Source organism: Microbacterium sp. AG790 (genome assembly GCF_003634765.1).
Lineage (GTDB): Bacteria > Actinomycetota > Actinomycetes > Actinomycetales > Microbacteriaceae > Microbacterium.
Genome location: NZ_RBWZ01000006.1, coordinates 20,226 through 45,479 on the forward strand (window position 1 = coordinate 20,226; position 25,254 = coordinate 45,479).

The window sequence follows — 25,254 nt, forward strand, 5'->3', positions numbered from 1 at the left end:
AGGTGTCCATGGCCAGTCAGGATTGGTTCGACAAGGACTTCTACAAGGTCTTGGGCGTCTCCAAGGACGTGTCCGAGGCCGACCTGAAGAAGGCGTATCGCAAGCTCGCCCGCACGTATCACCCCGACTCGACGCAGGGTGATCCTGCCAAAGAGGCGAAGTTCAAGGAGATGAGCGAGGCGTACGCCGTGCTCTCCGACAAGAGCCAGCGCGAGGAGTACGACCAGATCCGCGCGATGGGCGCCGGGGGTGCCCGCTTCCAGGCGCCCGGCGCCGGCAGCGGGGGCTTCGAGGACGTCTTCAGCCGGTTCGGCCAGTCGCGCGGATCGGCCCAGTCGGCCGACTTCGACGACTTGTTCTCGATGTTCGGCCAAGGCGGCGGCTTCGGCTCCGGCCGGTTCGGGCAGTCCACCGGTGGATTCCGCGGCTACGGCGGCCCGCAGCGCGGCGCCGACGTGACCGCGCGCACGACGCTCGACTTCCAGACCGCGGTGAAGGGTGAGACCATCACCCTCGCGGGCGAGGATGGCAAGCCGTTCAAGGTGAAGATCCCCGCCGGCGTGGCCGACGGCCAGAAGATCCGTCTGCGTGGCCGCGGGCGCCCGTCACCCGACGGCGGCGAGCCCGGCGACATCGTCGTGAGCGTCTCGGTGCGCCCGCACCCGGTGTTCGTGCGCGACGGACTGAACCTGCGCGTCACGGTTCCGGTCACCTTCACGGAAGCCGCGCTCGGCGCCACGATCGAGGTGCCGACCCTGGGCGGAGATCCGGTCAAGCTGCGTGTGGCACCGGGCACGCCCTCCGGGCGCGTGCTGCGGGTCAAGGGTCGCGGCGTGCACACCGCGAAGGGCACCGGAGACCTCCTCGCCGAGGTGCAGGTCGCGGTGCCGTCGCATCTGGACGATCAGGCGATGGAAGCGCTTCAGCGCTTCCATGAGCTGGAGCCGAAGGAGAACCCGCGCGCCGACCTCATGGCCAAGGCTCGGGAGTGAGCATGGCCGACGGGCAACCCGATGAGGAAGCGCCGATCTTTGCGATCGCCGTCGCCGCGGAGCTTGCCGGCATGCACCCGCAGACCCTCCGTCAGTACGACCGGCTCGGACTCGTCGTTCCCGGGCGCACGCAAGGCGGATCGCGGCGCTACTCGCTGCGGCACGTCAAGCAGCTGCGCGAGGTGGCCGCGCTCTCGGCGGAGGGCATGAGCCTGCCCGCCATCTCGCGGTTGATCGAGCTCGAGAACGAGGCGCGCGGTCTGCGTCGGCGCGTCGCCGAACTCGAGCAGCGTCTGCAAGAAGAACTGGCCCGTCGCTCCCGCGTCTTCGCGGCGGGGGCGACGGGGTCGGTCGTCACGCTGCGTCATGGCACCCGTGTGCGCCGGGCGACCGAGGTGGTGCTCTGGCGTCCGCTTCCGCTGGCGGATGCCGAGTCCGAGCGGTAGCCGCTATCTCGCGGTGCGCGCCGCCACGGCATCCACGAAGGCGCCGTAGTCCGCACGCGAGAGGGCGGCGTAGCCGTAGGCCCACTCCACGATGGCCTCGGCGGCCGCCCGTCCTTCGCCGAGGTAGCCGACGATCTGCGCAGCGTTCGGCGACTGCCCGTGGGCGCGCGCGAGCACCGTCGCGCAGGCCTGCGCGTAGAGCCGGAACGGTGCATCCTCGAGCGTCTCGGCGTCGATCCCGCCCTTCATGTCGCGGAACTGGCGTACGTAGTAGTCGGCGCTCTCTCCGCGGAAGTGTCCGAGGAACGGGTCGGACGACCCCTGCAGAATGCGCTGCAGGGCCACGACGCGGCCACCCTGACCGTGGCTGTCGACGAAGGCAGTGACCTCCTCCGGCTGTGCACAGCCGCCGTACTCGTCGAGCACGCTGCGCCCTGCCTCCTTCACCTGCATCAACAGCGCGGCGCCGTCGCCGTCGACGAAGACGGCGATGTAGCACCGGGTCCCCACGCTGCCGACACCGACCACCCGACGCACGACATCGCAGAACGTGTACTGCGACAGCACGAGCTGCACGTCGGCGCGCGTCGTCGAGATGTACTGGGCGAGGGACGCGTCGACGGCTGCCGCCACGTCGGGCGTGACGCGGGTCATCGTCGGCGGCTGCTCGACGAAGCGCAGCCGCCCGTCGGCATCCGCCTCGGTCATCTTGCGCACGGCCTTGTCGCCGGTCCGCTTCTCGGCATCCGCGATCGCGGCGCGCAGCACCTTGCGCGACGCTTTGCCGCTGGTGACGAGGGCACCGGCGGCATCGAAGTGCTGGTAGAACCGGGCGAGCGGAGTGGCCCGCTCCCCGACGGCCAGAGCGCGGGCGTAGCGGCGGACGGCCGCGCGCGCAGCATCCGCCGTCACCGCATCGTCGCGTCCGGTTGCCTGACCGGCCACCACGATGCTGGTCACCAGGCGCTTGAGATCCCACTCCCAGCTGGCCCAGGCGGACTCGTCGAAGTCGTTGAGGTCGAACACGAGCGTGCGCTGCGGTGACGCGTAGAAGCCGAAGTTCGCGACGTGCGCGTCGCCGCACGAGGCGACGAGGATGTCGCTGCGCGCGCCGGCGGCGAGGTCGTCGGCCATCAGCGCCGCCGTGCCCCGGTAGAACGCGAAGGGGCTGGCGGACATCCGCTCGTCGCGCAGCGGCACGAGCTCTGCGACCCGCGTGGCGGCCTGCGCGGCGAGGATGCCGAGGGGATCGCGCTGACGCGTCGGCAGCTCCGCCAGCATCCGGCGGGGCAGCTCCCTCCGCAGCGCCCGACCCTGCTCGAAGGCGACCTGGCGAGAGGCGGGCGCGGTCCAGGCGGCGGTGGTCATGCGCTCATGATGGCACCGAATCGGGGCCGCCCGCGGCGTCTGCGTCCGCGCGGACCGGGGTGGAGGCGGACGCCGACGCCGTGCCGCGTCCGATCGCTGCCGCCCGGTCCTCCTCGAGCCGCTGCCCGACGCGGTGCATCTGGTCGGTGAGCGCGGAGATGACGGTGGCGCTGGTGACGCCCAGCACGACCAAGCCGCCCATCATGAGTCCGACGGCGATCGTGCGTCCGAGCGGGGTGACGGGGACGAAGTCGCCGTACCCCACCGTCGCGAGCGTCGAAAACCCCCACCAGATCGCATCGCCGAGGTCGATGATGTTGGCGTGCGAGTCCTGACGTTCCGCCAGCCAGACCAGGGTCGATGCCGTGAACACGAACAGCAACGTGAACAGCGACACGAGGATGACGAGCCGCACCCGTTGGCGGGACGGCCGCGTGCGAAACCACGGCAGGCGCCAGAGGTAGGCGAGAATCACGAACGGCCGCAGATAGACGATGACGAGTGACACGGCCTCGAACCAGCGGGTGCGGAAGAACTCGCGCGCCGACCCGCAGATGGCCAGCCGGACGAGGAAGTCGGCGATGAACACCGCCCACATCACCCCGATCGCGCCGAGCAGCAGACCCTGCTGGTGCGCGTCCAGCCGGGTGTCCGCCAGGCTCCAGACCCACCCGGCGAAGAAGAGCAGGGACAGGGCGAACATCGGCCACGCGGTGCGGTCCTCCCAGCGCAGCACGCGCGGAGACAGGGTCCGCCGGGGACGCTCCCGCTCGCTCATATCCGCCACGATAGCGGCCGCGGTGCGCGCCCCGCCGTGCGCTCAGGTGCTGTCACCGAGGTCGAACAGCTCGATCTGTCGCAGGCGCACGCCGGAGCGGGCCCGCACCCTCACGAAGCGGGCCGGCACCGGCGCGCTGAACCGGAACGGTGTCGTCCGGTCGGCGGGCAGCGAGGTCGGAGCGGTCACCTCGACGGGGCGCCACGAGGAGCCGTCGTCGCTCGCCTCCCACGCGAGCGCCGCGGCATCCGCCTCGTCGACGGCGGTCAGTGTCGCATCCGTCACGGTCCTCACCGCGGGAAATGCCCATCCCGCCCAGGCGCCCGCGCGCAGGCGCGTGCCGCGGTCACCGCGCCGTGCGCCGTCGTCGAAGAGGCGCCGAGTGTGCCAGACGCCCCGAGAATGGATGCCGCGCCCCGCGCCGCCTGTCAGGTCCGCCTGCCAGGGGCGCGCGGCGGACTCGCGCCGGGACCAGAGTGCGACCGCCGCGTCGTCGGGGTCGTCGGCGAACTCGAGTTCCAGATGCAGGTCTCCGTCGTGGTCGGCGCCGAAGGTCTCCACCGGCAGGACGGGCGCGGTCAGCAGCTCGCCGTTCAGGCGCGCTGCCCGCAGCACCCGCGCGTCGGGGCTCATGCGGCGCGTCCGCACACGCAGGCGGGTGCCGGCGGACCGGTCGACGGTGATGTCATCGAACAGGGGTGAGCCGATCACGAGAGCGCCCGAGGCCGGTTCGAGGGGGTACAGACCGAGCGCCGCCCAGAGCCACCATGCGCTCATCTCACCGTTGTCTTCGTCTCCGGGAAAGCCCTGCCCGATGTGACCGCCCGCGAACAGGCGTCGTGCGAGCCGATGCGCTGTCGCACCGGCGAGCCAGGGCCGGTCGGTCGCGGTGTACATGTACGGGATGTGGTGCGCGGGCTGGTTCGAGACAGCGCACATGCCGCTGCGCAGTGCGCGGGCCTCCCGCTGCTCGTGGATGACCCGGTGGTACGTCCCGGCGAAGGCGCGGTCGGCCGTCTCGGGCTCGTCGAACAGGCGGTCCAGGTGCGCGCGCAGCGCCGCCGGCCCGCCGTACAGCTCGGCGAGTCCGCCCGGATCGTGCACCGCGCTCACGGACATCCCCCACGCGTTCGTCTCGACGTAGTCGCCGCCCCAGACGCGCGGGTCGAAGCGTCCGCCCGCCGTGCGGCCGTCGGCGTCGCGTCCGCGCAAGAACCCGACGGCCGGATCGAACAACTGCCGATAGGCGAGAGCGCGGTTTCCCAGCCAGCGCGACAACGCCTCATGGCGTGCGGCGTCCTCGCCCGCCGAGGTCGCCGCCAGGCGCTGCGCCAGCCGCGCCAGCGCGGCATCGCTGATGGCGTTCTCGACACTCCAGCTCATGCCCTCGTGGATGTCGCGCGGGATGAACCCCAGGAAGCGTCCCCGTCCGATGCCTTTGCGTCCCCGGCGGGCGTCGGGCGCGCGCTCGGCGGCGTTGCGCCACCCGGACGACAGGGCGGTCTCGGCGTCGTCGAGCAGTCCCCACCTTTCGCCGTCGGCGAGGATCTGGTCGCTGGAGGTGCCCACCATCGCGTCCACGTAGCCGGGTGCCGTCCACCGCGGCATCCAGCCGTGACGTCGCTGCGGTTCGAGGATGCCGTCCAGCAGCTCACGAGCCCGAACGGGGTCGACGAGATTCAGCATCGGCCACGCGGTGCGGTACGTGTCCCAGTAGCCGTTGTTGACCGGAAGGCGCCCGGCGACGATCGGCGCTCCGGTGTGCGTGTCGGTGTGCGCGCCGGTAGGGGCGAACGGATCGGCGTAGACCCACTGCGGGTTTTCGGCAGATCCGGCGTTCTCCTGCGCAGCGTTCGGGTACAGATGCAGGCGGTACAGCGCCGACGCGAGCTGTGCGCGCGTGTCGGCGTCGGCGAGGCCCCGGAAGGGGCGCTCGGATGCCGTGAGCTGCGGGATCTGCACACGGTCGAGCACCGCGTCCCAGGCGCCGCGCGTGCGGTCGCGGATCTCGTCGAACGTCACCTCCGCGGGCGCTTCCAGAGCGAGCGAGCGCAGCGCCTGCTCGACGGAGATGAACGAGATCGCGATGCGCAGCTCGAGGGAGCCCGTGCCGGCGACGAAGCCGGCGCGCTCGCCCCGCCCGTCGTCGTCGAGGCGGCCCGCGTGAACCCGTGTCCCCCGCACGACACCCGCGAAGAACGTCCGCGGCCCGTTGCCCCACCGCGGGTCGGCCTCGCCGACCCAGCCCCGCACGCTGTCGCCGTGGGCGGTGAGCGCGCCGTGGGCTCCCGGCTGGTCGATGATGAAGCCGACGTCGGCGTCGGGGGCCCGGCCCTCGACCCGGAAGAGTCCGACGTGGTCGCTCGCCGTCGCCTCGACGCGCAGGTCGCCGTCGAGTGTCGCGGACCAGACGTGCGGGTGGGCGCGTTCGCTGCCCGGTGCGATCCAGCGTCGCCGCGCCGTGGGCGACGAGACGGGGATGCCGTCGAAGGGCATGACCTGCAGCACTCCGCGGTCGCCGATCCACGGGCTGGGCTGATGCGAGAACTGCACGGCCTCGAGGCGGCGGCCCCGTTCGTCGTCGTGGACGAAGGGACGGTACGGCCAGCGCTGGTCGCGGGCATCGGTCGCCGGGGTGAGGAAGGTGAACCCGTGCGGCACCGCGACCGCGGGGATCGTGTTGCCGCGCGAGAAGCGGTCGCCGGCGTGCGAGCCGCGCCGTGTGTCCACGCGTTCGGCCGGCGAAGAGGTGGATGCCGGTGCCTCCTCGATCCGCACCTCGACGAACCCGGTCACCTCCTCGGGGGTGCGGGCGTCGGTCGCCAGCGCCGTCGTCCCGAGGACGATCTCGACCGCCGCGGTCCGCCCGGCCAAGGGAGCGAGGCTCACGGTGTCGGCGTTCCACTGCTCGGGCATGCTCCACGCCGCCGCGAACTGACTCTCGGCATCCAGAGCAAAGCCGTAGCGGTCGCGCACGCGGACATCGTCGCTGAGACGTTCCTCGCCGACGCGGGCGTCGACCGTCACCGCGAGCGGCGCCCACGGTGCGTGCACCGCGGCATCCCCGTCGGCGTAGAACGCCCAGTGCAGCACCGTGTCGGCGGTGCAGACGACCGCGTCGAGCCCGGGCACCGCGACGCGCTGTGCACCCTCGCCCGGCCGGAAGCCGAAACGGAACACCGGGCCCCCGAGGACGCCTGCGTGCGGGCGCGACGAGGGCGGATCGGCGGGGCCGTCCGCCGGCTCCAGGAAGATCATGCGGGGTCGATCCGCAGCACCGGCCCCGCTTCGCCGGCGACCACGTCGTCGACGACCCGCAGCGATCGGGCGAGCTCGTCGACGGCCGGGATCACCGTGCCGAAGCGCTCCCGATCACCCCCGGTCGCCGTCACGGTGATCAGATGCGTCCCGGTGTCCCAGGTGTAGGTCGCGAACGGCGGCGGCGTCGCGGCGCCGTCCCGGGCCGGCGGAGTCGGCATGACCAACCGTTCTCCCGTGCCCAGGTACGTGCCGCGGAAGTCCTCGGTGTCGTCGTACTCCATCGGCATCATGGCGCGCGCGGTCCGCAACTGCGGGGTGAGCTGCTGGATCTGCGCCATGACGACGACCAGCTCGGGGTCGGACCTCCACACCCAGACCAGGACGCGTCCGGCGGCCTTGCGCATGAGCGCGGGCGCCGCCTGGCTCATCGCCCAGGCTGCGAACGCGCCGCCCGGGCGCGGCTCGGCGCCCAGCATGCCGTTGGCCTGACCCAGCAGCATCCGGATCGCCTTCTTGCGGGCGCGACGTCCCCGCAGTCCGAACGAGTCGGTGATGGGAACCCAGCGCGTCTGGTCGGCATCGGCGGTCAGTCGGGCCATGACACCACGTTACGCGGGACGGGTCCTTCCCGGCGGCAACAGGGCCCTCGGGTAGACTTCCCTGGGTGGCTCCGTGATCCGCGGTCTTGCCGCCGCCGCACAGATAGGCCTCGCACCCCGTGACCGACTCCGCGACACCCGACGACCCGCATCCCGCTCCTCGGCCGCTCACGATCGTCATCGCTGCCGATACGTTCAGCCCCGACGTCAACGGCGCTGCCCGCTTCGCCGAGCGCCTCGCTGCCGGCCTTGCCGGACGGGGCCACGACGTCCACGTGATGACGCCGAGTGTCAAGCACTCTGTCCACGGCACCTTCCACGAGATCATCGAAGGTCAGCGGATCACGGTGCACCGGCCGCCCGGGTGGCGCTGGCCTCCGCACGACTGGCTGCGCTTCGTGCTGCCGTGGTTCGCGAAGCACTACTCCCGAAAACTCCTCGACGAGGTGCCGGCCGATGTCGTGCACAGTCAGTCGCACATCGTCCTCGGGCGTGCGCTCACCCGCATCGCACGCCAGCGCGGCATCCCCGTGATCGCCACCAATCACGTCATGGCCGAGAACATCCTCGACTTCACGACCCTGCCGCCCCTGCTGGACAAGGTGGTCGTCAAGCTCGCGTGGGACGACGCGAAGCGCACGTTCGACATGTCGCGCGCGGTCACCACGCCGACGCGCAAGGCCGCGGAGTTCCTCGAGAGCACGATCGACATCACGGGCGTCATCCCGATCAGCTGCGGCATCGACAAGCGCAACTACACGCCGAACCTGACCCCGCGGCCCCACAACCGCGTGCTGTTCGTCGGTCGGCTGACCACCGAGAAGCACGTCGAGGTCACGCTCGCGGCGATCGCGAAGCTCGCGCCGGAACTGCCCGATATCGCCTTCGACATTGTCGGGGGCGGCGACCAGCGCCGCGCGCTGGAGCAGACCGCGCAACGCCTCGGCATCCAGGACCGCGTCACCTTCTACGGCCGCGTCGAGGAGGACGACCTCCGCGCCGCGTACACACGCGCCGACGTCTTCGCGATCGCGTCGATCGCCGAGCTGCAGTCGATCGCGACGATGGAGGCGATGGCCTCGGGCCTTCCCGTCGTCGCCGCCGATGCCGTCGCGCTGCCGCACCTCGTCCACGACGGGGAGAACGGGTACCTGTTCGCGCCGGGCGACGTCGACGACCTCGCCGACAAGCTGCGCCGCGTGCTGACGGCCTCGCCGGAGGAGTACCTGCGCATGCAGCAGGCGTCGCTCGACGGGGTGGAGATCCACGACATCGAGAAGACCCTCGACACATTCGAGAAGCTCTACCGCGGCGAGCCCCTCAACGGCTGACATGCGCCTGCTGTTCGACGCGCGGTACATCCGCACCGACTTCCACGACGGCATCAGCCGGTACTCGGCCGAGCTCGCCGCAGCCGTCGCCGGTGGCGCAGCCGCGCGGGGTGTGGAGGTCGTGTTCCTGATCCACGACGAGGCGCAGCGGGCTCTCCTGCCGGAGGGCGCACGTGCGCTGCGGATCCACGCCCCCACCGCGGTACGCGAGCCGTTCACGGCACTGCTGCTGAACAGGTATCGCCCGGATGCCGTGTTCTCGCCGATGCAGACCATCGGTGCGCTCGGGCGCCGCTTCGGACTGATCCTCACCCTGCACGACACGATCTACTACCGGCACCGGACGCCGCCGCGGAACCTGCCGTGGTACGTCCGGGTCGGCTGGCGGCTGTTCCATCTGTCGTACGTGCCGCAGCGGCTGACGCTCGACGCCGCCGACCTGGTCGCCACCGTCAGCGAGACGAGCGCCGCCGAGTTCGCGCGCGTTCGCCTGACGAGGCGACCCGTCGTCGTCATCCCGAACGCGCCGCAGCGGCTCGCAGGCCTCCTGCCGGAGGCGGCGCGGGTCGAGCCCGGCGCCGACAACCTCGTCTACATGGGCTCTTTCATGGGCTACAAGAACGTCGAGACCCTCATCCGAGCCATGGCGGAGCTGCCCGGGCGTACGCTCCACCTGCTGTCGCGCATCTCCGCCGACCGGCGTGCCGAGCTCGAGCGCCTCGTCGATGGTCGCGGGGGAGCGGTGCGCTTCCACAACGGCGTCACGGATGCCGAGTATGCCGCGCTGCTCGCCGACCGTGCCGTGCTGGTCTCGGCATCCCTCGACGAGGGCTACGGCCTGCCGGTCGCCGAGGCGCTCGCGCTGGGCGTGCCCGCCGTCGTCACCGACATGCCGATCTTCCGCGAGGTCGCCGGCGACGGTGCGTTGTACGCGCCCGGCGTGGATGCCGCGGCCTTCGCCGCCGCGGTGCGTGAGCTGGACGATCCCGCGCGTCGCGACGCCGTGATCTCCGCAGGAACGGCGCACATCGCCCGGTTCTCGTGGGAGCGTTCCGCGGCCGTGCTGCTCGACGCGCTCGAGCGCCTGCCGCGCCGGCGCTGACGCCGCGGAGGAGGCGTTTCGACTCGCTGCGCTCGCTCAACGACCGGAGTGTGTCCCGCCCCCGGTCGTTGAGCGAGGCGCACGGCACCGAGTCGAAACGGCGTCAGGAACTGCATCTTGACAGCCACAGGCTCGGGGGTGTTGCATCGATCCAGTAAACACGTGCAAGCCTGGCGGCCGGTACGCACTCCGACAGCGAAGTCGTAAGGAGTCCACCGCATGATCCGTGAAGACACCACCGTTCCGACGAAACGTCGAAAGGTGCTCGGCCTCGGGGCGATCGCCACCTTCGTGGCCGCTCTGCTCATCACCCCCGCGCTCAGTGCACCCGCCGCCGCCACCACCACGGTCCCGTCGCCCGGCCCGCTCGCGGAAGGCGACGTCATCTACCAGGTCCTCGTCGACCGCTTCTCCGACGGCGACTCGACGAACAACAACCAGGGCGCCGGCGAGTACAACCCGTCGGATCTCGGCTTCTACCACGGCGGAGACTGGAAGGGCCTCACCCAGAAGCTGGACTACATCGCCGGGCTCGGCGTGACGGCCATCTGGATCTCGCCGGTGTCGGAGCAACAGCCGTTGTCGCGCGACGGGCTGGAGGCCAGCTACCACGGCTACTTCACCAAGAACTTCGCCACGCCCAACCAGCACTTCGGCAGCACCGCAGAACTTCAGACCCTGATCGACACGGCGCACGCCAAAGGCCTGAAGATGATCCTCGACGTCGTCCCGAACCACACAGCGGACTACCTCGCGGGTACGGCGACGACCTACTCCCCGAGCACCTACAAGCCCGCGTCGCCGCTGGACAACCCGGCCTACTTCCATCACAACGGCGACTGCCTGTTCAACGGCACAGAAACCCAGACGCAGATCGAGAACTGCGACCTGGGTGGACTCGACGATCTCGACCAGTCGAACCCCACGGTGTCGAACTACTTGATCAACACGTACAAGGACTGGGTCGACATGGGCTTCGACGGCATCCGTGTCGATGCCGCGCGCTCCATCCCCCAGTCGTGGCTGGCAAGTTTCCAGACGGCAATGGGCGTTCCCACGTTCGGTGAGGTCTTCGTCGGCGATGTCGACTACGTCGCGCCTTATCAGAACTACGAGTGGGGCGTCCTCGACTTCCCCTACTTCTTCGCCGCCCGCAGCGCCTTCGCCGCTGACACGAGCATGACGGGACTGAGCACCCTGTTCGCGCAGGACTACAAGTACCAGAATCCGAACCGGCTCGAGACCTTCCTCGACAATCACGACCGGGCGCGCTTTCTGACCTGGGCGGACGACAACTATCAGCGCCTGCGCTCCTCGCTCACGTTCCTGCTGACCTCTCGCGGCGTGCCGGTGATCTACTACGGCACCGAGCAGGCCGATAACGGCAACGGAAATGCGAGTGAGGTGCCGATCGCCAACAAGGACAACCGCAAGGACATGTCCAGCTTCAGCCAGACCTCTCCGATCTACACGCACATCCAGCGTCTGACCGCGATCAAGAAGGCGTACCCGGCCCTGCAGGTCGGCACTCAGCGCGAGATGTGGGCGGACACCAACGTCTACGGGTTCTCGCGCCGGGTCGATTCCACGGGCGCGGAGGCCATCACGATCTCGTCCAACTCATGGAACACGCAGACCCGCACGATCCCGCTGCGCGCCGAGAGCTCGCTGCCCGTCGGCACGGTGCTCACGAACCTCATGAACACCTCCGACACGGTCACGGTGACCGCCGGTGGCACCACGGGCAAGCAGATCACCGTGAGCCTCGGTGAGCACGAGTCGAAGGTGTACGCACCGGGGACGCCCGTATCGGCCTACGCGCCCGCCGCGCGCAACACGACGAAGATCCGCGTGCACTACAACACCGGGCTCGGCCACTCGATCGCTATCCGCGGCGACGCCTATCCCTTCACCTGGACCGCGGGTCGCGGCGCCAGGAACGTCGCCAGTGACGTGTGGGAGTTCGAACTCGAGCGCATCCCCGCAGGACAGACGTTCCAGTTCAAACCGCTGATCGACGACGCGACCTGGTCCAGCGGAGGCAACTTCACCGGCACCGGCGGAAGCACGATCGACATCTATCCCACCTTCTGAGCGGAAGGACACAGCCGCCCGGGCGGTGCGGCCGCCATATGCGCCGCCCGGGCACCACCTCAGGAATCTCCATGACTCTTCTCGAACCACGCGTCGTCACCGACAGCGCCACTCCCACCCCTGCCTGGTGGCAGGGGGCCGTCGTCTACCAGGTGTACCTGCGGTCGTTCCGCGACAGCGACGGAGACGGCATCGGTGACCTCCGCGGACTCATCGCCGGTCTCACCGACATCGCCGCCCTCGGCTGCGACGCCATCTGGCTCAACCCCTGCTATGTCTCGCCCCAGGCTGATCACGGCTATGACATCGCGGACTACCGTGCGATCGACCCCACCTACGGCACGCTCGAGGATTTCGACGCGCTGGTGGCGCACGCCCATCGCCTCGGCATCCGCGTCCTCATGGACATGGTCGCCAACCACTGCTCCGTCCGGCATGCCTGGTTCCAAGCGGCCCTGCGGGCGGGGCCGGGCAGCCGAGAGCGTCGACGCTTCCACTTCGCCGCCGGCGCCGGGCCTGACGGCGAGCTCCCGCCCAACAACTGGCTGAGCGTGTTCGGCGGATCTGCGTGGACGCGCATCGTCGAAGCCGACGGGCAACCGGGCCAGTGGTACCTGCACTCGTTCGACTCCGCGCAACCCGACCTCAACTGGCGTAACCCCGACGTTGCCGAGGACTTCCGCGACGTCATGCGGTTCTGGTTCGATCGCGGGGTCGACGGCTTCCGGATCGATGTCGCGCACGGCCACGTCAAAGCGCTGGGGCTGCCCGATTGGCCCGGAGCCGACGACGGCACCGGCGGTCACAATGCAGCGATGTGGGACCAGCCGGAAGTGCACGAGATCTACAGGGACTGGCGGGCGGTGGGCGATGCCTACCCCGACCCGAAGTACTTCGTCGGTGAGGTCTGGGTGCCTTCGGCGAGCCGACTCTCGGCCTACCTCAGACCGGACGAGCTGCATCAGGCGTTCAGCTTCGATCTCCTCGTCCAGCCGTGGGACGCGGCCCGCCTCCGGGAGGCGATCTCGACGGGGCTCGCCGCATCCGAGGGCCCGCCTGCCTGGACGCTGTCCAACCATGACGTGCACCGCACCGTCACCCGATATGGGCAGGCCCAGCTGCTGGACGCGGTCGATCCGTCAGACATGATCTCGGCGGCGCGCCGCACCGGATCGGTCGACATCGCTCTGGGGTCTCGCCGCGCTGCCGCGGCGGTCGCGATGCTGCTGGCGCTGCCCGGCGCCGTGTACCTCTATCAGGGCGAGGAGTTGGGGCTTCCGGAGGTCTTCGATCTGCCGCAGGCATCGCGACAGGACCCGATCTGGCTCCGCTCCGAGGGCGCGGATCTTGGCCGAGACGGATGTCGCGTCCCGCTGCCCTGGACGAAGGATCCCGGCGACTTCGGCTTCGGAAGCGGGGCGAGCGCCACCTGGCTTCCGCAGCCGGCGTGGTTCGGAGCCTACGCGCGAGCGGCGCAGGACGTGGACCCCGATTCGATGCTCTCGCTCTACCGCACGCTTCTCCGGCGGCGCCGCGAGCGGTTTGCGCCGACCGACCCGCTCCTCTGGCTCGAGACCGGCGTGAGTAACGTGCTCGCGTTCCAACGCGGTTGCACGCTGTGCGTCGTCAACACGGGGCCGGACGCTTTCGTCGTCCCCGAGATCTGGCCCACCGGCGAGCGCATCCTCGCCACGGCTCCGGCCGCACCAGACAACGTTGCCTCGGACAGCACGGCCTGGTACGCGCTGCCCGTGCGCTCGCCGGCTACGTCCGATTCGACCTCCCCCGAACACCACTGAGAACACCACCCGATTGGAGCAATGATGCACCGCAGAATGACCGCCGCACTCGCCGTGGGGGTGGCCGGCACCCTCGCCTTCGCCGGCTGTTCCTCGTCGACCGGCGCGGCCACCGACACCACCACCGTGACGATCTGGCACTACTGGGACGGCACGAACGCCGACACCTTCGATGCCATGGTCGATTCCTACAACGCCTCTCATCCGGGTGTGAAGATCGTCACCACGAACGTCCCAAACGCCGACTTCCTCACCAAGCTCCGGGCGTCCGCGACCTCGAAGACGCTTCCCGATGTCGCAATCGGCGATCTCGTCTGGGTCCCGCAGATCGCGCAGATCGGATCGCTTGCGAATCTGTCCACTCTGCTGCCCGCCGACACGCTCTCGGACATCAATCCGGCGCTCACCGGATTCGGCACGATCGACGGGTCGCAGGTATCCGTTCCTGTCTCGGCCAACAACCTCGGCTACATGTACAACAAGACCCTCTTCCAGAAGGCGGGCCTCGATCCGGACAAGCCCCCGACCACGTGGGATGAGCTCAAGGCTGACGCGAAGAAGATCCTCGACACCACCGGCATGCCCGGGTACGACCTGTATACGCAGGCCGGCGACAACGGCGAGGGTCTGACCTGGAACTTCCAGGTCAACCTGTGGCAGGCGGGCGGCGAGTTCCTCACTGCCGACAACTCGGCGGCGGCCTTCAACACCCCAGAGGGTGCGAAGGCCCTGCAGTACTGGGTCGATCTGATCTCCTCCGGCGCCAGCCCCTACGCCCGGTGGGGCGAGTTCGAGAAGGGGCAGGGTGGGTCCGCGCAGGAGGGCTCGTGGATGGTCGGCATCTGGGCCGCCGACCCGCCGTTCGAGTTCGGCGCCGCGCAGGTGCCGTATCCGAAGGATGGTGCCCCGGCGACCAATCTCGGCGGCGAGCAGGCGATGGTCTTCCAGAACTCCGACGCCAAGACGAAGGCGGCGGCCGACTTCCTGGGATGGTTCCTCCAGCCCGCGCAGGTCACCGATTGGAGCGAGAAGACCGGCATGCTCCCCGTGCTGAACTCGGTAGCCACGGGCTCGGATTACCTCGGCTGGGTGGATAAGACTCAGCCCCTGCTGCGACCGTTCGTCGAGCAGATGGCTGTCGCTCACGCCCGGCCCAATACGCCCCTCTACCCCCAGATCTCGCTCGCGTTCGCGCAGCAGATCGAGAAGGCGCTCGCGGGCGAGGCGACGGTGTCGGACGCGTTGGCAGCGGCAGAGAAAGCCGTCAACGCCGTCATCGCAAAGGGCTGAGCGCTGCGGTGACGATCACAACCCGAGGGACCCGTCCGACGTCTGCGACGTCGGGCGGGTCCCACCCCCGCGTCAGGCATCGCTACGACCGCGAGCAGGTGTTCACGGCGGCGCTGTTTCTCGCGCCCGCCCTCGTCGTGTTGGCGATCTTCGTCCTCTACCCGATCGTTTCGGCCGGGTACATCAGTCTCACGGCGTGGAACGGCTTCGACCCCACGAAGGAGTTCATCGGTGTCGGCAACTACCTCCGGCTGTCGCAGGATCCCGAGTTCTGGAACAGTCTCTTCGTCACCGTGCTCTACGCGACGGGCGTCTGCGTCCTGAGCGTCGTCACGGGGCTCGCGGTGGCCCTGCTGCTCGACGCGCCCTTGCGCGGGCGCGGTCTCTACCGGGGGATCTACTTCCTTCCGGCGGTCACGTCTTCGGTCGCGGCCGCCATCGTCTGGCGCTACATGCTCGACCCGTCGGGCTTCGTCAATGCGCTCCTTGCTCAGATCGGCATCGACGGGCCGGACTGGTTGCAGGACCGCTGGCTCGCGTTGGGGGCACTCACCCTGTTGACGGTCTGGAAGAACATCGGGTTCAATGCGGTGTTGTATCTGACGGCGATGCAAGCCCTCCCACACGGCATCTACGAGGCCGCACAGCTGGACGGTGCGTCGGCACGACAGCGGCTGCGGTTCCTGACGATTCCGCTGCTGTCGCCCATGACGTTCTTCGTGGTGGTCCAGGCGCTCATCACCAGCTTCCAAGCGTTCGACCTGGTCTACGTCCTCACCGAAGGTGGCCCGCGCGGCGGCACGGACGTGCTGGGGATGTTCATGTACCGCACGGCATTCCGGCTCGGGGACTTCGGCTACGGCACAGCTATCGCGTTCGTGACGCTGCTGCTCGTGCTCGGGGTGACCCTCGTGCAGTGGCGGGTCAGCGGCTCGGGGAAGGACACGCGATGAGGCAATCGCTCGGTGTACGCGCGGCGCGCCACATCGTCCTGATTCTGGGAGCCGTGGTCGTGGTCGTCCCGTTCCTGTGGATGTTCACGACTTCGCTCCTCAGTCGTGCGGAGACCTACACCAACACATCGATCCTGCCGACTTCGTGGCACTGGGAGAACTACGTCAGAGCCTGGCAGGCTGCGCCGTTCGCCCAGTACTACCTCAACAGCATCATCATGACCGTGGGCATCGTGCTCGGACACCTCGTCCTCGACGCGCTCGCGGCCTATGCGTTCGCGCGCCTGCGTTTCCCGCTACGCAATACGCTCTTCGTGGTCCTGCTCGCGATGCTGCTGATCCCGACGTTCGTGACCGTGATCCCCGCGTACGCCATCGTGGCCGATCTTGGATGGATCGACTCGTACGCCGGATTGATCGTGCCGCGCCTGGCCGACGTGTTCGGCATCGTGCTGCTGCGCCAGTACTTCTCGACGATTCCGACCGAGCTCGAGGATGCCGCGCGCATCGATGGCTGCAGCCGGATCGGCACCTTCTTCCGCATCATCGTGCCACTGTCGAGGCCCGCGTTCGCCACCCTCGCGATCTTCAGTTTCCTCTTCGCGTGGAACGACTTCCTTTGGCCGCTGCTCGTCACCAACACCGATGACTTCCGCACGATCCAGATCGGGCTCTCGTCGTTCGTCGGTCGCTACGGCACGAGCTGGAACTATCTGATGGCCGGCACGTTGACGGCGACGATCCCGGCCATCGTCGTGTTCCTCGTTTTCCAGCGCGCGCTCGTTCGCGGCATCTCCACCACCGGATTGAAGGATTGACCATGCCCGCTCCCGATTGGCTCGCCGATGCCGTCTTCTACCAGATCTTCCCCGACCGCTTCGCCAACGCGGATCCGTCGCTGAACCCGCCGGACGTGGTGGCCTGGGATGCCGAGCCGACGCGCGACAACTTCTTCGGGGGGGATCTTGCCGGCATCCGCGCACGCCTGGATCACATCGCCGCAGTGGGAGCGAACGCGATCTACCTCACGCCGATCTTCGAGGCAGGTACCAACCATCGCTACGACGCGGTCGACTACTTTCGTATCGACCATCGTCTCGGCGACCTCGATGCGTTCCGATCGCTCATCGACGATGCTCACGCGCGCGGCATCCGCGTCGTGCTCGATGCCGTGCTCAACCATTGCGGCGACGGACACTGGGCATTCCGTGACGTCGTCGACCGTGAGGCGGCCTCCCCTTACGTGAACTGGTTCTCCGTCGAAGGCTTTCCGGTGAACGTCGAGGAGGGCAACCCCAACTACCGCACGTGCTCCGGCTGCTGGTACCTCCCCAAGTGGAACGCCTACAACCCCGAGGTGCGCGCGCACCACGGCGATGTGGCGCGCTACTGGATCGACCAGGGAATCGACGGGTGGAGGCTCGATGTCCCCTACTTCATCAACCAGAGCTTCTGGCGCGAATTCCACCGGATCGTGAAGGACCGCGACGATGACCTCTACATCGTCGCGGAGGAGTGGCGCGAGCCCGAGCAGTGGCTCACGGGTGACCTCGCTGACGGGACCATGAACTACACCCTGCGCGACCTGGTGCTCGGCTTCACCGCGGATCGTACGATCGACGGCTTCGCGTTCGCGGAGGGAATGAACCGCCTGCGCGCTCGCATCCCGGAGGGATTCCATCGCGGAATGCTCAACCTGCTCGGCAGCCACGACACGGAACGCCTGCTGACGCGACACGGCGATGACGAGCAGTCGACTCTCGCTGCATTCACGCTGTTGTTCGCCGCCGAGGGAGCGCCCATGGTCTATTACGGCGACGAGGTCGGCATGCGCGGGCAGAACGATCCGGGATGCCGAGCGGGCATGGTGTGGGATCGCGAGCGCTGGTCGACGGCCCTGTACGAGGGTGTCCGTGCGCTTGCGCGACGGCGAGCGCAGTGGCCGGCGCTGCGTCGCGGAACGCAGCAGGTATCAGCACTGGATGCCGACACCGTTCTCGTGTCGCGTCTCTGGGAGGATGAGCAGGTGGTGGCGATCGTGCATCGGGGGCAGGGCATCGACGTCGACCCGGCGACGCACGCCGAGCTGCGCGGAGATCAGGACTGGACGGTCGTCGACGTCGACGGAGACGTCTCGGCCCGGAACTGGCGCATTCGCGCCGGCGGCGCGCTGATGGCACGCCGCCCATTCGGCGGGGCCGGCGCATGAACCGGCGACCGACGATGCAGGACGTCGCGGACCGCGCCAAGGTCTCGAAGTCGGCCGTCTCTTTGGCCTACAACGACCCGCGGAAGCTCTCTGCGACGACGCTCGAGAACATTCTCGCCGCGGCATCCGAGCTCGGGTACTCCCAGGATCCGGCCGCCCGGATGCTGCGTCGGCGCCGTACCGACAGCCTCGGTCTGCTGCTGCCGCAGCAACTCGACCGTGTTCTGGAAAACCCCTACTACACGCTCTTCATGCAGGGGATCGGGCAGGTGTGTCAGCGCGAGGGCTTCACTCTGCTGCTGGCTCCGCCCCTGCGCGGATCGATGCTCAAAGCCATCCCCTACGCGGCCGTGGATGGCTTCATCGTTTGCGGTCTGGAGTTCGATCGGGGCGAAGTGACGGCGCTGCAACAGCGGGGAGTGCCTTTCGTGCTTGTCGACAGTGAGGATCACGATGGTGTCTCCCGCGTCGACATCGACGATGGTGCGGCGATGGAGGAAGTCGTCGACTACCTCGTCGGTCTCGGACATCGCCGATTCACCTTCGTCGCCTTCGAGACGGAGGCCGATGGGGGCCGCGCGGCGTGGCGGGGCGCCGTCCGACAGCGTTTGGACGGGGCGGTCCGCGCGCTGGCGAAGGTCGGTATCGAATTGTTGGACGACGGGATCGACATCGTCGAAGCGCCCAACACGCGTGCCGGCGGCGCGTCCGCATTCCGTCGCGCGTGGGAGGCATCTCGTCGTCCGACGGCCATCGTGGCGTTCAGCGACATCCTGGCCGTGGGCGTGCTCGACGGTGCGCGAGAGGCGGGGGTGGACGTTCCGCGCGACCTGTCCGTCTCGGGATTCGACGACCTCATCGAAGCGGGATGGACGCGACCGACTCTCACGACAGTGCGCCAGCCGATCGTCTCGAAGGGCAGGTTGGCGGCGGAGTATCTCGTGGAGGCTATCGCCGCGTCAGACGAGACGATCATCGACGTGCATCAGCGGCGGTTGAGCACGGCGCTGCTGGTTCGTGAGTCCACGGGCCCGGCGCCCGCCGGGTAGGCAGCGTCCTCACGGCAGGCGCGACCGGTCGGTCGGCACCGGCCGGTAGTCGTCGGTGATGAGGGCGCGAACGGTCGCGCCGACCGATACGACGATGACGAGTGCGAGAACGAGGAAGAAGATGACCATGGCAGAAAAGATACGCACGTAGCAAAATAGCCGCGAGTGGCAGGACTGCGCAAAGGGGTAGGATTCCTGCCATGAAGACCATCGCCTGCGTCGTCCAGCCCGGTTTCGCGCCGTTCGAGTTCGGGTTGGCGTGCGAGGCGTTCGGCCTCGATCGGTCGGACGACGGCATCCCGAACTTCGACTTCCGCGTCGTCGCGCCCGACCCGGGTGCGGTGCCGAGCAACCTGCGCTTCTCGATCAACGTCGACGACGACCTCTCGTTCGCGGACGAGGCCGATCTCGTCGTCATCACCCCGATCCCGCGCGATCAGTGGGCCCGCGTCGACGAACGCGTGTCCGCCGTGGTGCGCCGCGCCGTCGAGCGCGGGGCGTGGGTGCTCACGGTCTGCAGCGGCGCGTTCGTCGTGGCCGCCGCGGGCGTTCTCGACGGGCGGCGCGCGACGACGCACTGGCGCTACGCCGACACGATGTCTGAGATGTACCCGAACATCGACGTCGACCCGAACGTGTTGTACGTGCAGGACGGGCGCATCATCACGAGCGCCGGCACGGCGGCCGGTCTCGACGCCTGTCTGCATCTGCTGCGCATCGAGCTCGGCGCCGAGATGGCAAACACGATCGCGCGGCGGATGGTGGTGCCGCCTCAGCGCGACGGCGGGCAGGCGCAGTTCATCGCCAAGCCGCTGCCCGAATCCACCTCGATGTCGCTGACGCCGGTCACCGAGTGGATGCTGGAGAACCTCACCCTCGATCTGTCGGTCGACCAGCTCGCCGCCCGCGCGCACATGTCGCCGCGCACCTTCGCCCGCCGATTCAAAGCCGACTACGGCACGACGCCCGCTGCCTGGCTGGGACGCCAGCGCATCATCCACGCGCAGCGTCTGCTCGAACAGACCGATCTGGGCCTGGATGCCATCGCGTCGGCGTGCGGGTTCGGCTCGGCGGCCGTCCTGCGGCAGAACTTCGCGCGCACCCTGGGGCTCACGCCCACCGCCTACCGCGCGCGCTTCACGTGCGTCGTCGAGGATGCCGCTGTGATGGCATCCTGACCGCCGGTGCTGCGCCCGGACGGTGCAGCATCATGCCCAGAGCCGTCGGGTGAGAGCCTGCAGCGATTCACGGTCTTGGGCGGGCAGGGCGGAGTCGGCGCGGGCGCGGGCGTCGTCGGCGACGGCGCGGAACAGGGCGGCATGCGCCGGGGATGCGGCCGCAAGGGCGGCGAGTGTCTTCTGAAGGCGAATGGCGACCTCGATGATCGCGGCGCCATCACGCGCGATCGGTCGAAACCCGTCGTCGATGAGATCGTCAAGCGAGACCGGCTCGATCTCGATGCGGTCGTGGCGCACCTCGTCCGACCGCTGCGCGCCGAGCGCGGTCGCGAACACGCGCTGCAGCGATCCGAGCACGTCGATGGCCGTGCCGGGATCGTTCGTCGCCGATGACAGCGCACGACTGCCGATCTCGGCCAGGGCGATGACGCCCAAGCGAGGGTCCTGATCGAATGTTCGGTGGTTCTCCACATGGAACGCGCGCCGCACTGCCGCGTACTCCTGCGCGGGCAGAGTGCCGGAAACGACTCGGACGAGCGGTCCGCTCGCGTCCGCCATGGCGCCGGGCATCGTGAGGACCGCCAATCGCGTCACCGAGCGCCGAGCGATGGCCTGGAGGGAATCGAGGTCGACGAACCCGACGTAGCCCGTGGACTCGGCATACACTTCGGCGCCGTCGCCGGGGACATCACTGCCGGTCGCCGCGTAGGCGGTGGGAGCACTCGCCCATCGCCGCACGGCATCCGTCGCGGCGTTCTCGGTGCGGTCGATCACGTCGGCGACACGACCGAAGCGTGTGAGATGGGCGATCCAGCGCAGCAGCGTGACGACCACGATGACAATGACGACCAAGGTCCCGAGGAACAAGATCGTGCGCCCCTCGTCGGTGTAGTACCCGGTCGAGAGGGCGATGATGCCCACGAGCGAGAAAACGAAGGAGCCGACGAAGGTCGACAGGACGGTCTGCGAGGTGGTGTCGTCCATCAACAGCTGCGTGCTTCGGGGCGTGGCCTGCGTCGTGGCCGAGGAATAGGCGGTCACCATTGCGGTCAAGGAAAATGTCGTGACCGCCAGCATGGAACTGGCCAGAATCTGCAGAATCGACCCCACCGCGCCCTGGCCCAGATCCATCGTCAGCTCTAGCGGGATCAGCGTTCCGAAAGCTCCGGCGATGAGGGCGAGTGCGACGGCGCAAACGGTCAGAAGCGCGGCCCGGAACCAGATGCGACGTGCGAGCCGCGCGAGAAAGAGTCCTGACTTACCCATCCTGTCCTCTCCGACTCATGACTCTATCGAGGCGCCGCCGGCCACTTCGCAGCGTCAGGCCAGGCGGATCGTGCGGGCCAGCTCGTCGACGACCGGGTCGAGAGCCTCTGCCAGGGGCAGATCGGAACTGGCCGTCAGGACGACGATGTCGCGGTCAGCGGTGCGCCACACCCAGTTGGTGGCCCGGACGATCCTGTCGGCCTCGGTTCGCACCCACCGGGTGGACTTCACGCCCGCACCGAGATGCTCCGAGTCGAACGGCACGACCTCGGGCTCGCGCACAGCGGGTTCCTGGTTCTCGTGTGTGAGATCGATCAGTGCGACGTCGTCGCGACGCGGCATGTCGTAGACGTCGACGATCGCGTGCGGCGCGGTGATGTTCGGCAGATGCACGAAGCGGATCGTTCCCGATCGGTTGCTGCGCACCGCGCCGACGAGGTACGCGCGCAGCCAGTCGACCAGCTCCGCCGGTGCGGCCGTCCGCCCTTCGCCGCCGAAGGCGCGCGCGACGGCATCCGCCCACTGCTCCTCGTCGCCGAACGACTCCCAGGGGAAGAGGTTCGGTACGTAGACCCAGCGGTCGAGGTCGTAGTCCATGTCGATGGCCATGAGGGTTCCTCTCAATCCCAGCGGAGCGTCTGCAGCAGCAGATCGCCCAGCTCCGCGAGCGCGTCGACGATCGGCGCGAGCTCGGGGTCGACCGTGCCGCTGATCGTGCAGACGGCGAGCAGCTGCCGGTCACTGCCCGGGATGGGCCAGTGGAAGCGCACCCGCATGAGCGGTGCCATCTCGTCGGCGCTTGCGGGCACGGCGAACCTCTCGGTCGCCCGGACGGCCTCGCCCGCGGATGTCGTCACGGTCTCGCTGACCTCGGATGCCGAGGGCTCCGTCCCGTCGGCATCCGGTGCCGGGCCGGTGCTGATCGCGATCGCCAGCGACACCGGCGCGCGCCACGGCACGCCCATCGGCACGATGAGGTCGAGTACGCCGGCCTCGCGGGCGCTGCGCGCAGAGGCGACCAGCTGAGCGGCGGTCCGGTCGATCTGCGGGCCGTAGCTGTCGCGAGGCAGGTCGCGATAGTGGCGACGGACGAGGTCGGCGATCTCGTCGTCGGTCGAGTGCGCCACGGGGATGAGCAGGAACCCCGGCGGCAGCACGAGCCGGTAGCGTGGCGGCGCGATCTCGTTCACGGTGTCCTTCACTGTCGCGGGGGGCGGCGACTCGCCCAGTCCCAGGGGCGTCGCGGGGAGCGGCGCACGATCTCCTTCGGCGGCACCACCGTACCGTCTTCGTCGATGTACTCCCGCCACCGTCGCGGGAGCAGGCGCAGCGCGCCCAGCAGCATGCGCGCGACCGTGATGATGATCAGGAAGAACTGGATGAAGACGAGGGTGTCGACCCCGAAGAAGTTGACGCGGCCCTGGTGGGCTTCCGCCGCGGCCGCGGCCGCGGCGATGTACAGCGTGGTGCCGAAGGTCAGCACGAGAACCGTGAGAAGCGTGCCGCGAGTCGTCGCCCGCGGGCCTCGCAGCGGCAGCGGCAGTGAACCCAGCGCGAGTACCACGAGCAGCAGCGTCATGGGATAGGCCGCCCACCAGGGCGGCATGAACGCCGGAAAACTGGCGGGGACATCCCCGCTCTTCACGAAGCCGCCGGTCACGAGCTGTCCGACCAGCAGCCCGATCGTCGGCAGGGCGCCGAAGACGATCCAGAGGATCGTTGCGACGAAGAGGCCGTCGCCGAAGCGGGCCTCCCACTCGACCTGGCGCTGCAGACTCATGGGACGGAGGGGCTGCGCCAGTCCGCCCCCATCGGTGCCTCGAAGAGCCCCGGAACGAATCCGTACACCTCGTTGAGGCCGCTGGTGAGGGTGCCCAGCGGCGTCTGGACTCCCCTCTGGTCCTGAACCCAGTCCACCAGCTGGTCGCTGCGGTTGATCCCGATTCCGACCATGTTGTAGGCGTCGAGCGACGAGCCGATCTTGCCCATCGTGCCGACGACGCCCTTAAGGCTGTCGACACTGCTCGTCACGAGGTTGTCGATGGCGCCCCCGGCGCCCAGCCGTGCCTGCGACGCGATCTGGTCGAACTCCGAGATGATGATGCTGTCCGATTCGCGGATGGCCTTCATCGCGTCGTCGCCCCAGTGCGTGACCACCTGCGCGAAGTTCGGCCGCGCAGACAGCACGCTCGCGCTCTCCTCGGCCACCATCCGCATCGGCTGACGGACCGAGCCGACCAGGCCCCGATCGAGCAGATTGCCGATGACCTGGCGAGCGCCGTTGCCCCAGACCATCCCCGGGCTGCGCACCGCCAGCGTGGCCGCACGGCCGCCGCGCAGGGCGACCGTGCCGAGCTTGATACCGGCCAGCGCGGCGCTGCCGACGCCGAAGGTCAGCACGCCGATGGCATCCAGCGCGAAGTCGAACCATGACCCGTCGCCCGACGAGGCCAACAGGAAGCTCAGCCCCATCGACAGGACGGCGAGCCCCAGTGCGATCGGTGCGAGCACGGGGAAGAAGATCGACAGCACGCCGACGATGGCGGTGACGACCGTCAGGATGTCCTTGACGACCTTCAGCCACTCCGCGTTCTGGTTCACCCAGTCCAGGACGTTGTCCCACCACGAATCGTTGAGCTCATCGCTGGACACCGTCTGCGAGATCGTGGATGCCGCGGCGTCGCCGGCCCGCTGCACGCGCTCGAGCGCGGCGTCATACGCGGCCTGAGCGTGGGAGAGGTCTGTCGCGGCCGTCGTGCTCATCGAGGAGTAGCGCCGCGCGGCATCCGTCGCCTCGGCGAGCTCGCCCGGGTCGACGGTCTGCTGGGTCGCGTCGCGGGCCTCCGAGAGATGGCGCTGCGCGTAGCTGTGCCGACGCTGCGCGTCGTCGTGCGCCGCGATGGCGGATGCCGCCTGTTGCTGCGCCTGCTCGAGCTCGTTCGCGAAGGTGCTCAGCGCGGAGCCCGCGACCTCGTAGCGCTCGCGGATGCGGGACAGGTAGGTCTTCGTGTCGCCGATCGTGCCGGCCAGGGCGTCGACGGCGTCGCTCGTCTCCTGCTGCGACGCGTCGATGACCGCCTGCAGCATCTCCACCGCCTCCGACACTGCGCGGGCCGTGGAACTGTACCGCGAGGCGTGTCCGCGAATGCCGGCGACGTCGCCGCCGATGGGTGTCATGCTCATCCGTTGCTCCCCTCCGTGAGCTTGTCGGCCAGCTGGCTGTCGACGCCTTCGAACGCATCGGCGGTGCCGTCGGCGCGCTTCTGGAGCTGGTCCACGCGATCGGCGAGGTCTTTGCGGCGCCGGTCCCATCCTGACGTGAACTCGTCCACGGCGGACGCGAGTCCGGCGTGCGGGATCATGCCCGCCAGGTCGCGCGCGTCGCCGTCTGCGGCAGTGAGGGTGCCGTGGACGGTCGCGAGCTGGTTCGCGAGGTTTCGGAGGTTCTCCGTATTGACGACGAGATCGGCCACGCCGTCACTCTAGGTGAGCCCCGGAATCGTCGCGATGGGGAGGACTGCCCATCGCCGCACCGCTTG

22 protein-coding genes are annotated in these 25,254 nt (G+C 69.0%); 12 read left to right on the top strand and 10 right to left on the bottom strand.

Annotation, left to right across the window (positions count from 1 at the left end; translation table 11 throughout):
• The first annotated feature begins 8 nt into the window (after positions 1-8).
• Positions 9-992, top strand: coding sequence for a DnaJ C-terminal domain-containing protein (locus DEU37_RS00705; protein WP_121188805.1), 984 nt, complete (start codon positions 9-11; stop codon positions 990-992).
• A gap of 2 nt (positions 993-994) precedes the next feature.
• Positions 995-1,438: a heat shock protein transcriptional repressor HspR gene (locus tag DEU37_RS00710; RefSeq protein ID WP_121188806.1), complete on the top strand. Its 444-nt coding sequence runs from the start codon at positions 995-997 to the stop codon at positions 1,436-1,438.
• 3 nt (positions 1,439-1,441) lie between these two features.
• On the opposite strand, the gene DEU37_RS00715 is transcribed toward DEU37_RS00710, so the two are convergent.
• From DEU37_RS00715 to DEU37_RS00730, 4 genes are read right to left on the bottom strand one after another with little or no spacing between them, the layout of a single operon-like run.
• Positions 1,442-2,806, bottom strand: coding sequence for a DUF2252 domain-containing protein (locus DEU37_RS00715; RefSeq protein WP_183043550.1), 1,365 nt, complete (start codon positions 2,804-2,806; stop codon positions 1,442-1,444).
• A 4-nt stretch (positions 2,807-2,810) separates the two neighbouring features.
• On the bottom strand, positions 2,811-3,584 hold the full coding sequence (locus DEU37_RS00720; protein ID WP_121188807.1) for a potassium channel family protein: 774 nt from the start codon (positions 3,582-3,584) through the stop codon (positions 2,811-2,813).
• 42 nt (positions 3,585-3,626) lie between these two features.
• Entirely contained in the window at positions 3,627-6,842 is a 3,216-nt protein-coding gene (locus DEU37_RS00725; RefSeq protein ID WP_121188808.1) for a GH92 family glycosyl hydrolase, read from the bottom strand.
• Complete coding sequence (locus DEU37_RS00730) at positions 6,839-7,444, bottom strand: hypothetical protein (protein ID WP_121188809.1); 606 nt, start codon at positions 7,442-7,444, stop codon at positions 6,839-6,841. Before DEU37_RS00730 ends, DEU37_RS00725 begins: the two co-directional genes overlap by 4 nt.
• A 119-nt stretch (positions 7,445-7,563) precedes the next feature.
• On the opposite strand from DEU37_RS00730, the gene DEU37_RS00735 reads away from it, so the two are divergent.
• From DEU37_RS00735 to DEU37_RS00780, 10 genes are all read left to right on the top strand, one after another.
• The gene (locus DEU37_RS00735; RefSeq protein ID WP_121188810.1) at positions 7,564-8,775 is read left to right on the top strand and encodes a glycosyltransferase; all 1,212 of its coding nucleotides are present in this window, start codon (positions 7,564-7,566) and stop codon (positions 8,773-8,775) included.
• A 1-nt stretch (position 8,776) separates the two neighbouring features.
• Positions 8,777-9,877, top strand: coding sequence for a glycosyltransferase (locus tag DEU37_RS00740; protein WP_121188811.1), 1,101 nt, complete (start codon positions 8,777-8,779; stop codon positions 9,875-9,877).
• 219 nt (positions 9,878-10,096) lie between these two features.
• The gene (locus tag DEU37_RS00745; RefSeq protein ID WP_121188812.1) at positions 10,097-11,971 is read left to right on the top strand and encodes an alpha-amylase family glycosyl hydrolase; all 1,875 of its coding nucleotides are present in this window, start codon (positions 10,097-10,099) and stop codon (positions 11,969-11,971) included.
• Between the two features lie 71 nt (positions 11,972-12,042).
• Complete coding sequence (locus tag DEU37_RS00750; protein WP_121188813.1) at positions 12,043-13,770, top strand: glycoside hydrolase family 13 protein; 1,728 nt, start codon at positions 12,043-12,045, stop codon at positions 13,768-13,770.
• Positions 13,771-13,806: 36 nt separating this feature from the next.
• Positions 13,807-15,060, top strand: coding sequence for an ABC transporter substrate-binding protein (locus DEU37_RS00755; protein ID WP_259457083.1), 1,254 nt, complete (start codon positions 13,807-13,809; stop codon positions 15,058-15,060).
• A gap of 8 nt (positions 15,061-15,068) precedes the next feature.
• Positions 15,069-16,013 carry a carbohydrate ABC transporter permease gene (locus DEU37_RS00760; RefSeq protein WP_005051828.1) on the top strand — a complete coding sequence of 315 codons (945 nt, stop codon included), beginning with the start codon at positions 15,069-15,071 and terminating at the stop codon, positions 16,011-16,013.
• The gene (locus tag DEU37_RS00765; protein WP_121188814.1) at positions 16,010-16,831 is read left to right on the top strand and encodes a carbohydrate ABC transporter permease; all 822 of its coding nucleotides are present in this window, start codon (positions 16,010-16,012) and stop codon (positions 16,829-16,831) included. Before DEU37_RS00760 ends, DEU37_RS00765 begins: the two co-directional genes overlap by 4 nt.
• Before the next feature lie 2 nt (positions 16,832-16,833).
• The gene (locus tag DEU37_RS00770; RefSeq protein WP_121188815.1) at positions 16,834-18,222 is read left to right on the top strand and encodes a glycoside hydrolase family 13 protein; all 1,389 of its coding nucleotides are present in this window, start codon (positions 16,834-16,836) and stop codon (positions 18,220-18,222) included.
• A gap of 14 nt (positions 18,223-18,236) precedes the next feature.
• Positions 18,237-19,271, top strand: coding sequence for a LacI family DNA-binding transcriptional regulator (locus tag DEU37_RS00775; protein ID WP_259457084.1), 1,035 nt, complete (start codon positions 18,237-18,239; stop codon positions 19,269-19,271).
• A gap of 200 nt (positions 19,272-19,471) precedes the next feature.
• Positions 19,472-20,449 carry a GlxA family transcriptional regulator gene (locus tag DEU37_RS00780; RefSeq protein WP_121188817.1) on the top strand — a complete coding sequence of 326 codons (978 nt, stop codon included), beginning with the start codon at positions 19,472-19,474 and terminating at the stop codon, positions 20,447-20,449.
• Positions 20,450-20,479: 30 nt separating this feature from the next.
• Here the strand turns inward: DEU37_RS00780 and DEU37_RS00785 are convergent, their stop codons facing one another.
• From DEU37_RS00785 to DEU37_RS00810, 6 genes are read right to left on the bottom strand one after another with little or no spacing between them, the layout of a single operon-like run.
• A complete protein-coding gene (locus DEU37_RS00785; protein ID WP_121188818.1) occupies positions 20,480-21,715 on the bottom strand; it encodes a DUF2254 domain-containing protein in 1,236 nt (411 codons plus the stop codon).
• 54 nt (positions 21,716-21,769) lie between these two features.
• Positions 21,770-22,324 (bottom strand): hypothetical protein, encoded by a 555-nt coding sequence (locus DEU37_RS00790; RefSeq protein WP_121188819.1) that lies wholly within the window; start codon positions 22,322-22,324, stop codon positions 21,770-21,772.
• An 11-nt stretch (positions 22,325-22,335) separates the two neighbouring features.
• Positions 22,336-22,905, bottom strand: a complete 570-nt coding sequence (locus tag DEU37_RS00795; RefSeq protein WP_121189594.1) for a hypothetical protein — start codon at positions 22,903-22,905, stop codon at positions 22,336-22,338.
• 8 nt (positions 22,906-22,913) lie between these two features.
• Positions 22,914-23,495, bottom strand: coding sequence for a hypothetical protein (locus DEU37_RS00800; RefSeq protein WP_121188820.1), 582 nt, complete (start codon positions 23,493-23,495; stop codon positions 22,914-22,916).
• A complete protein-coding gene (locus DEU37_RS00805) occupies positions 23,492-24,898 on the bottom strand; it encodes a hypothetical protein (protein ID WP_121188821.1) in 1,407 nt (468 codons plus the stop codon). The genes DEU37_RS00800 and DEU37_RS00805 overlap by 4 nt, the downstream gene beginning before the upstream one ends.
• Complete coding sequence (locus tag DEU37_RS00810) at positions 24,895-25,188, bottom strand: type VII secretion target (protein ID WP_121188822.1); 294 nt, start codon at positions 25,186-25,188, stop codon at positions 24,895-24,897. The genes DEU37_RS00805 and DEU37_RS00810 overlap by 4 nt, the downstream gene beginning before the upstream one ends.
• Between the last annotated feature and the right edge of the window lie 66 nt (positions 25,189-25,254).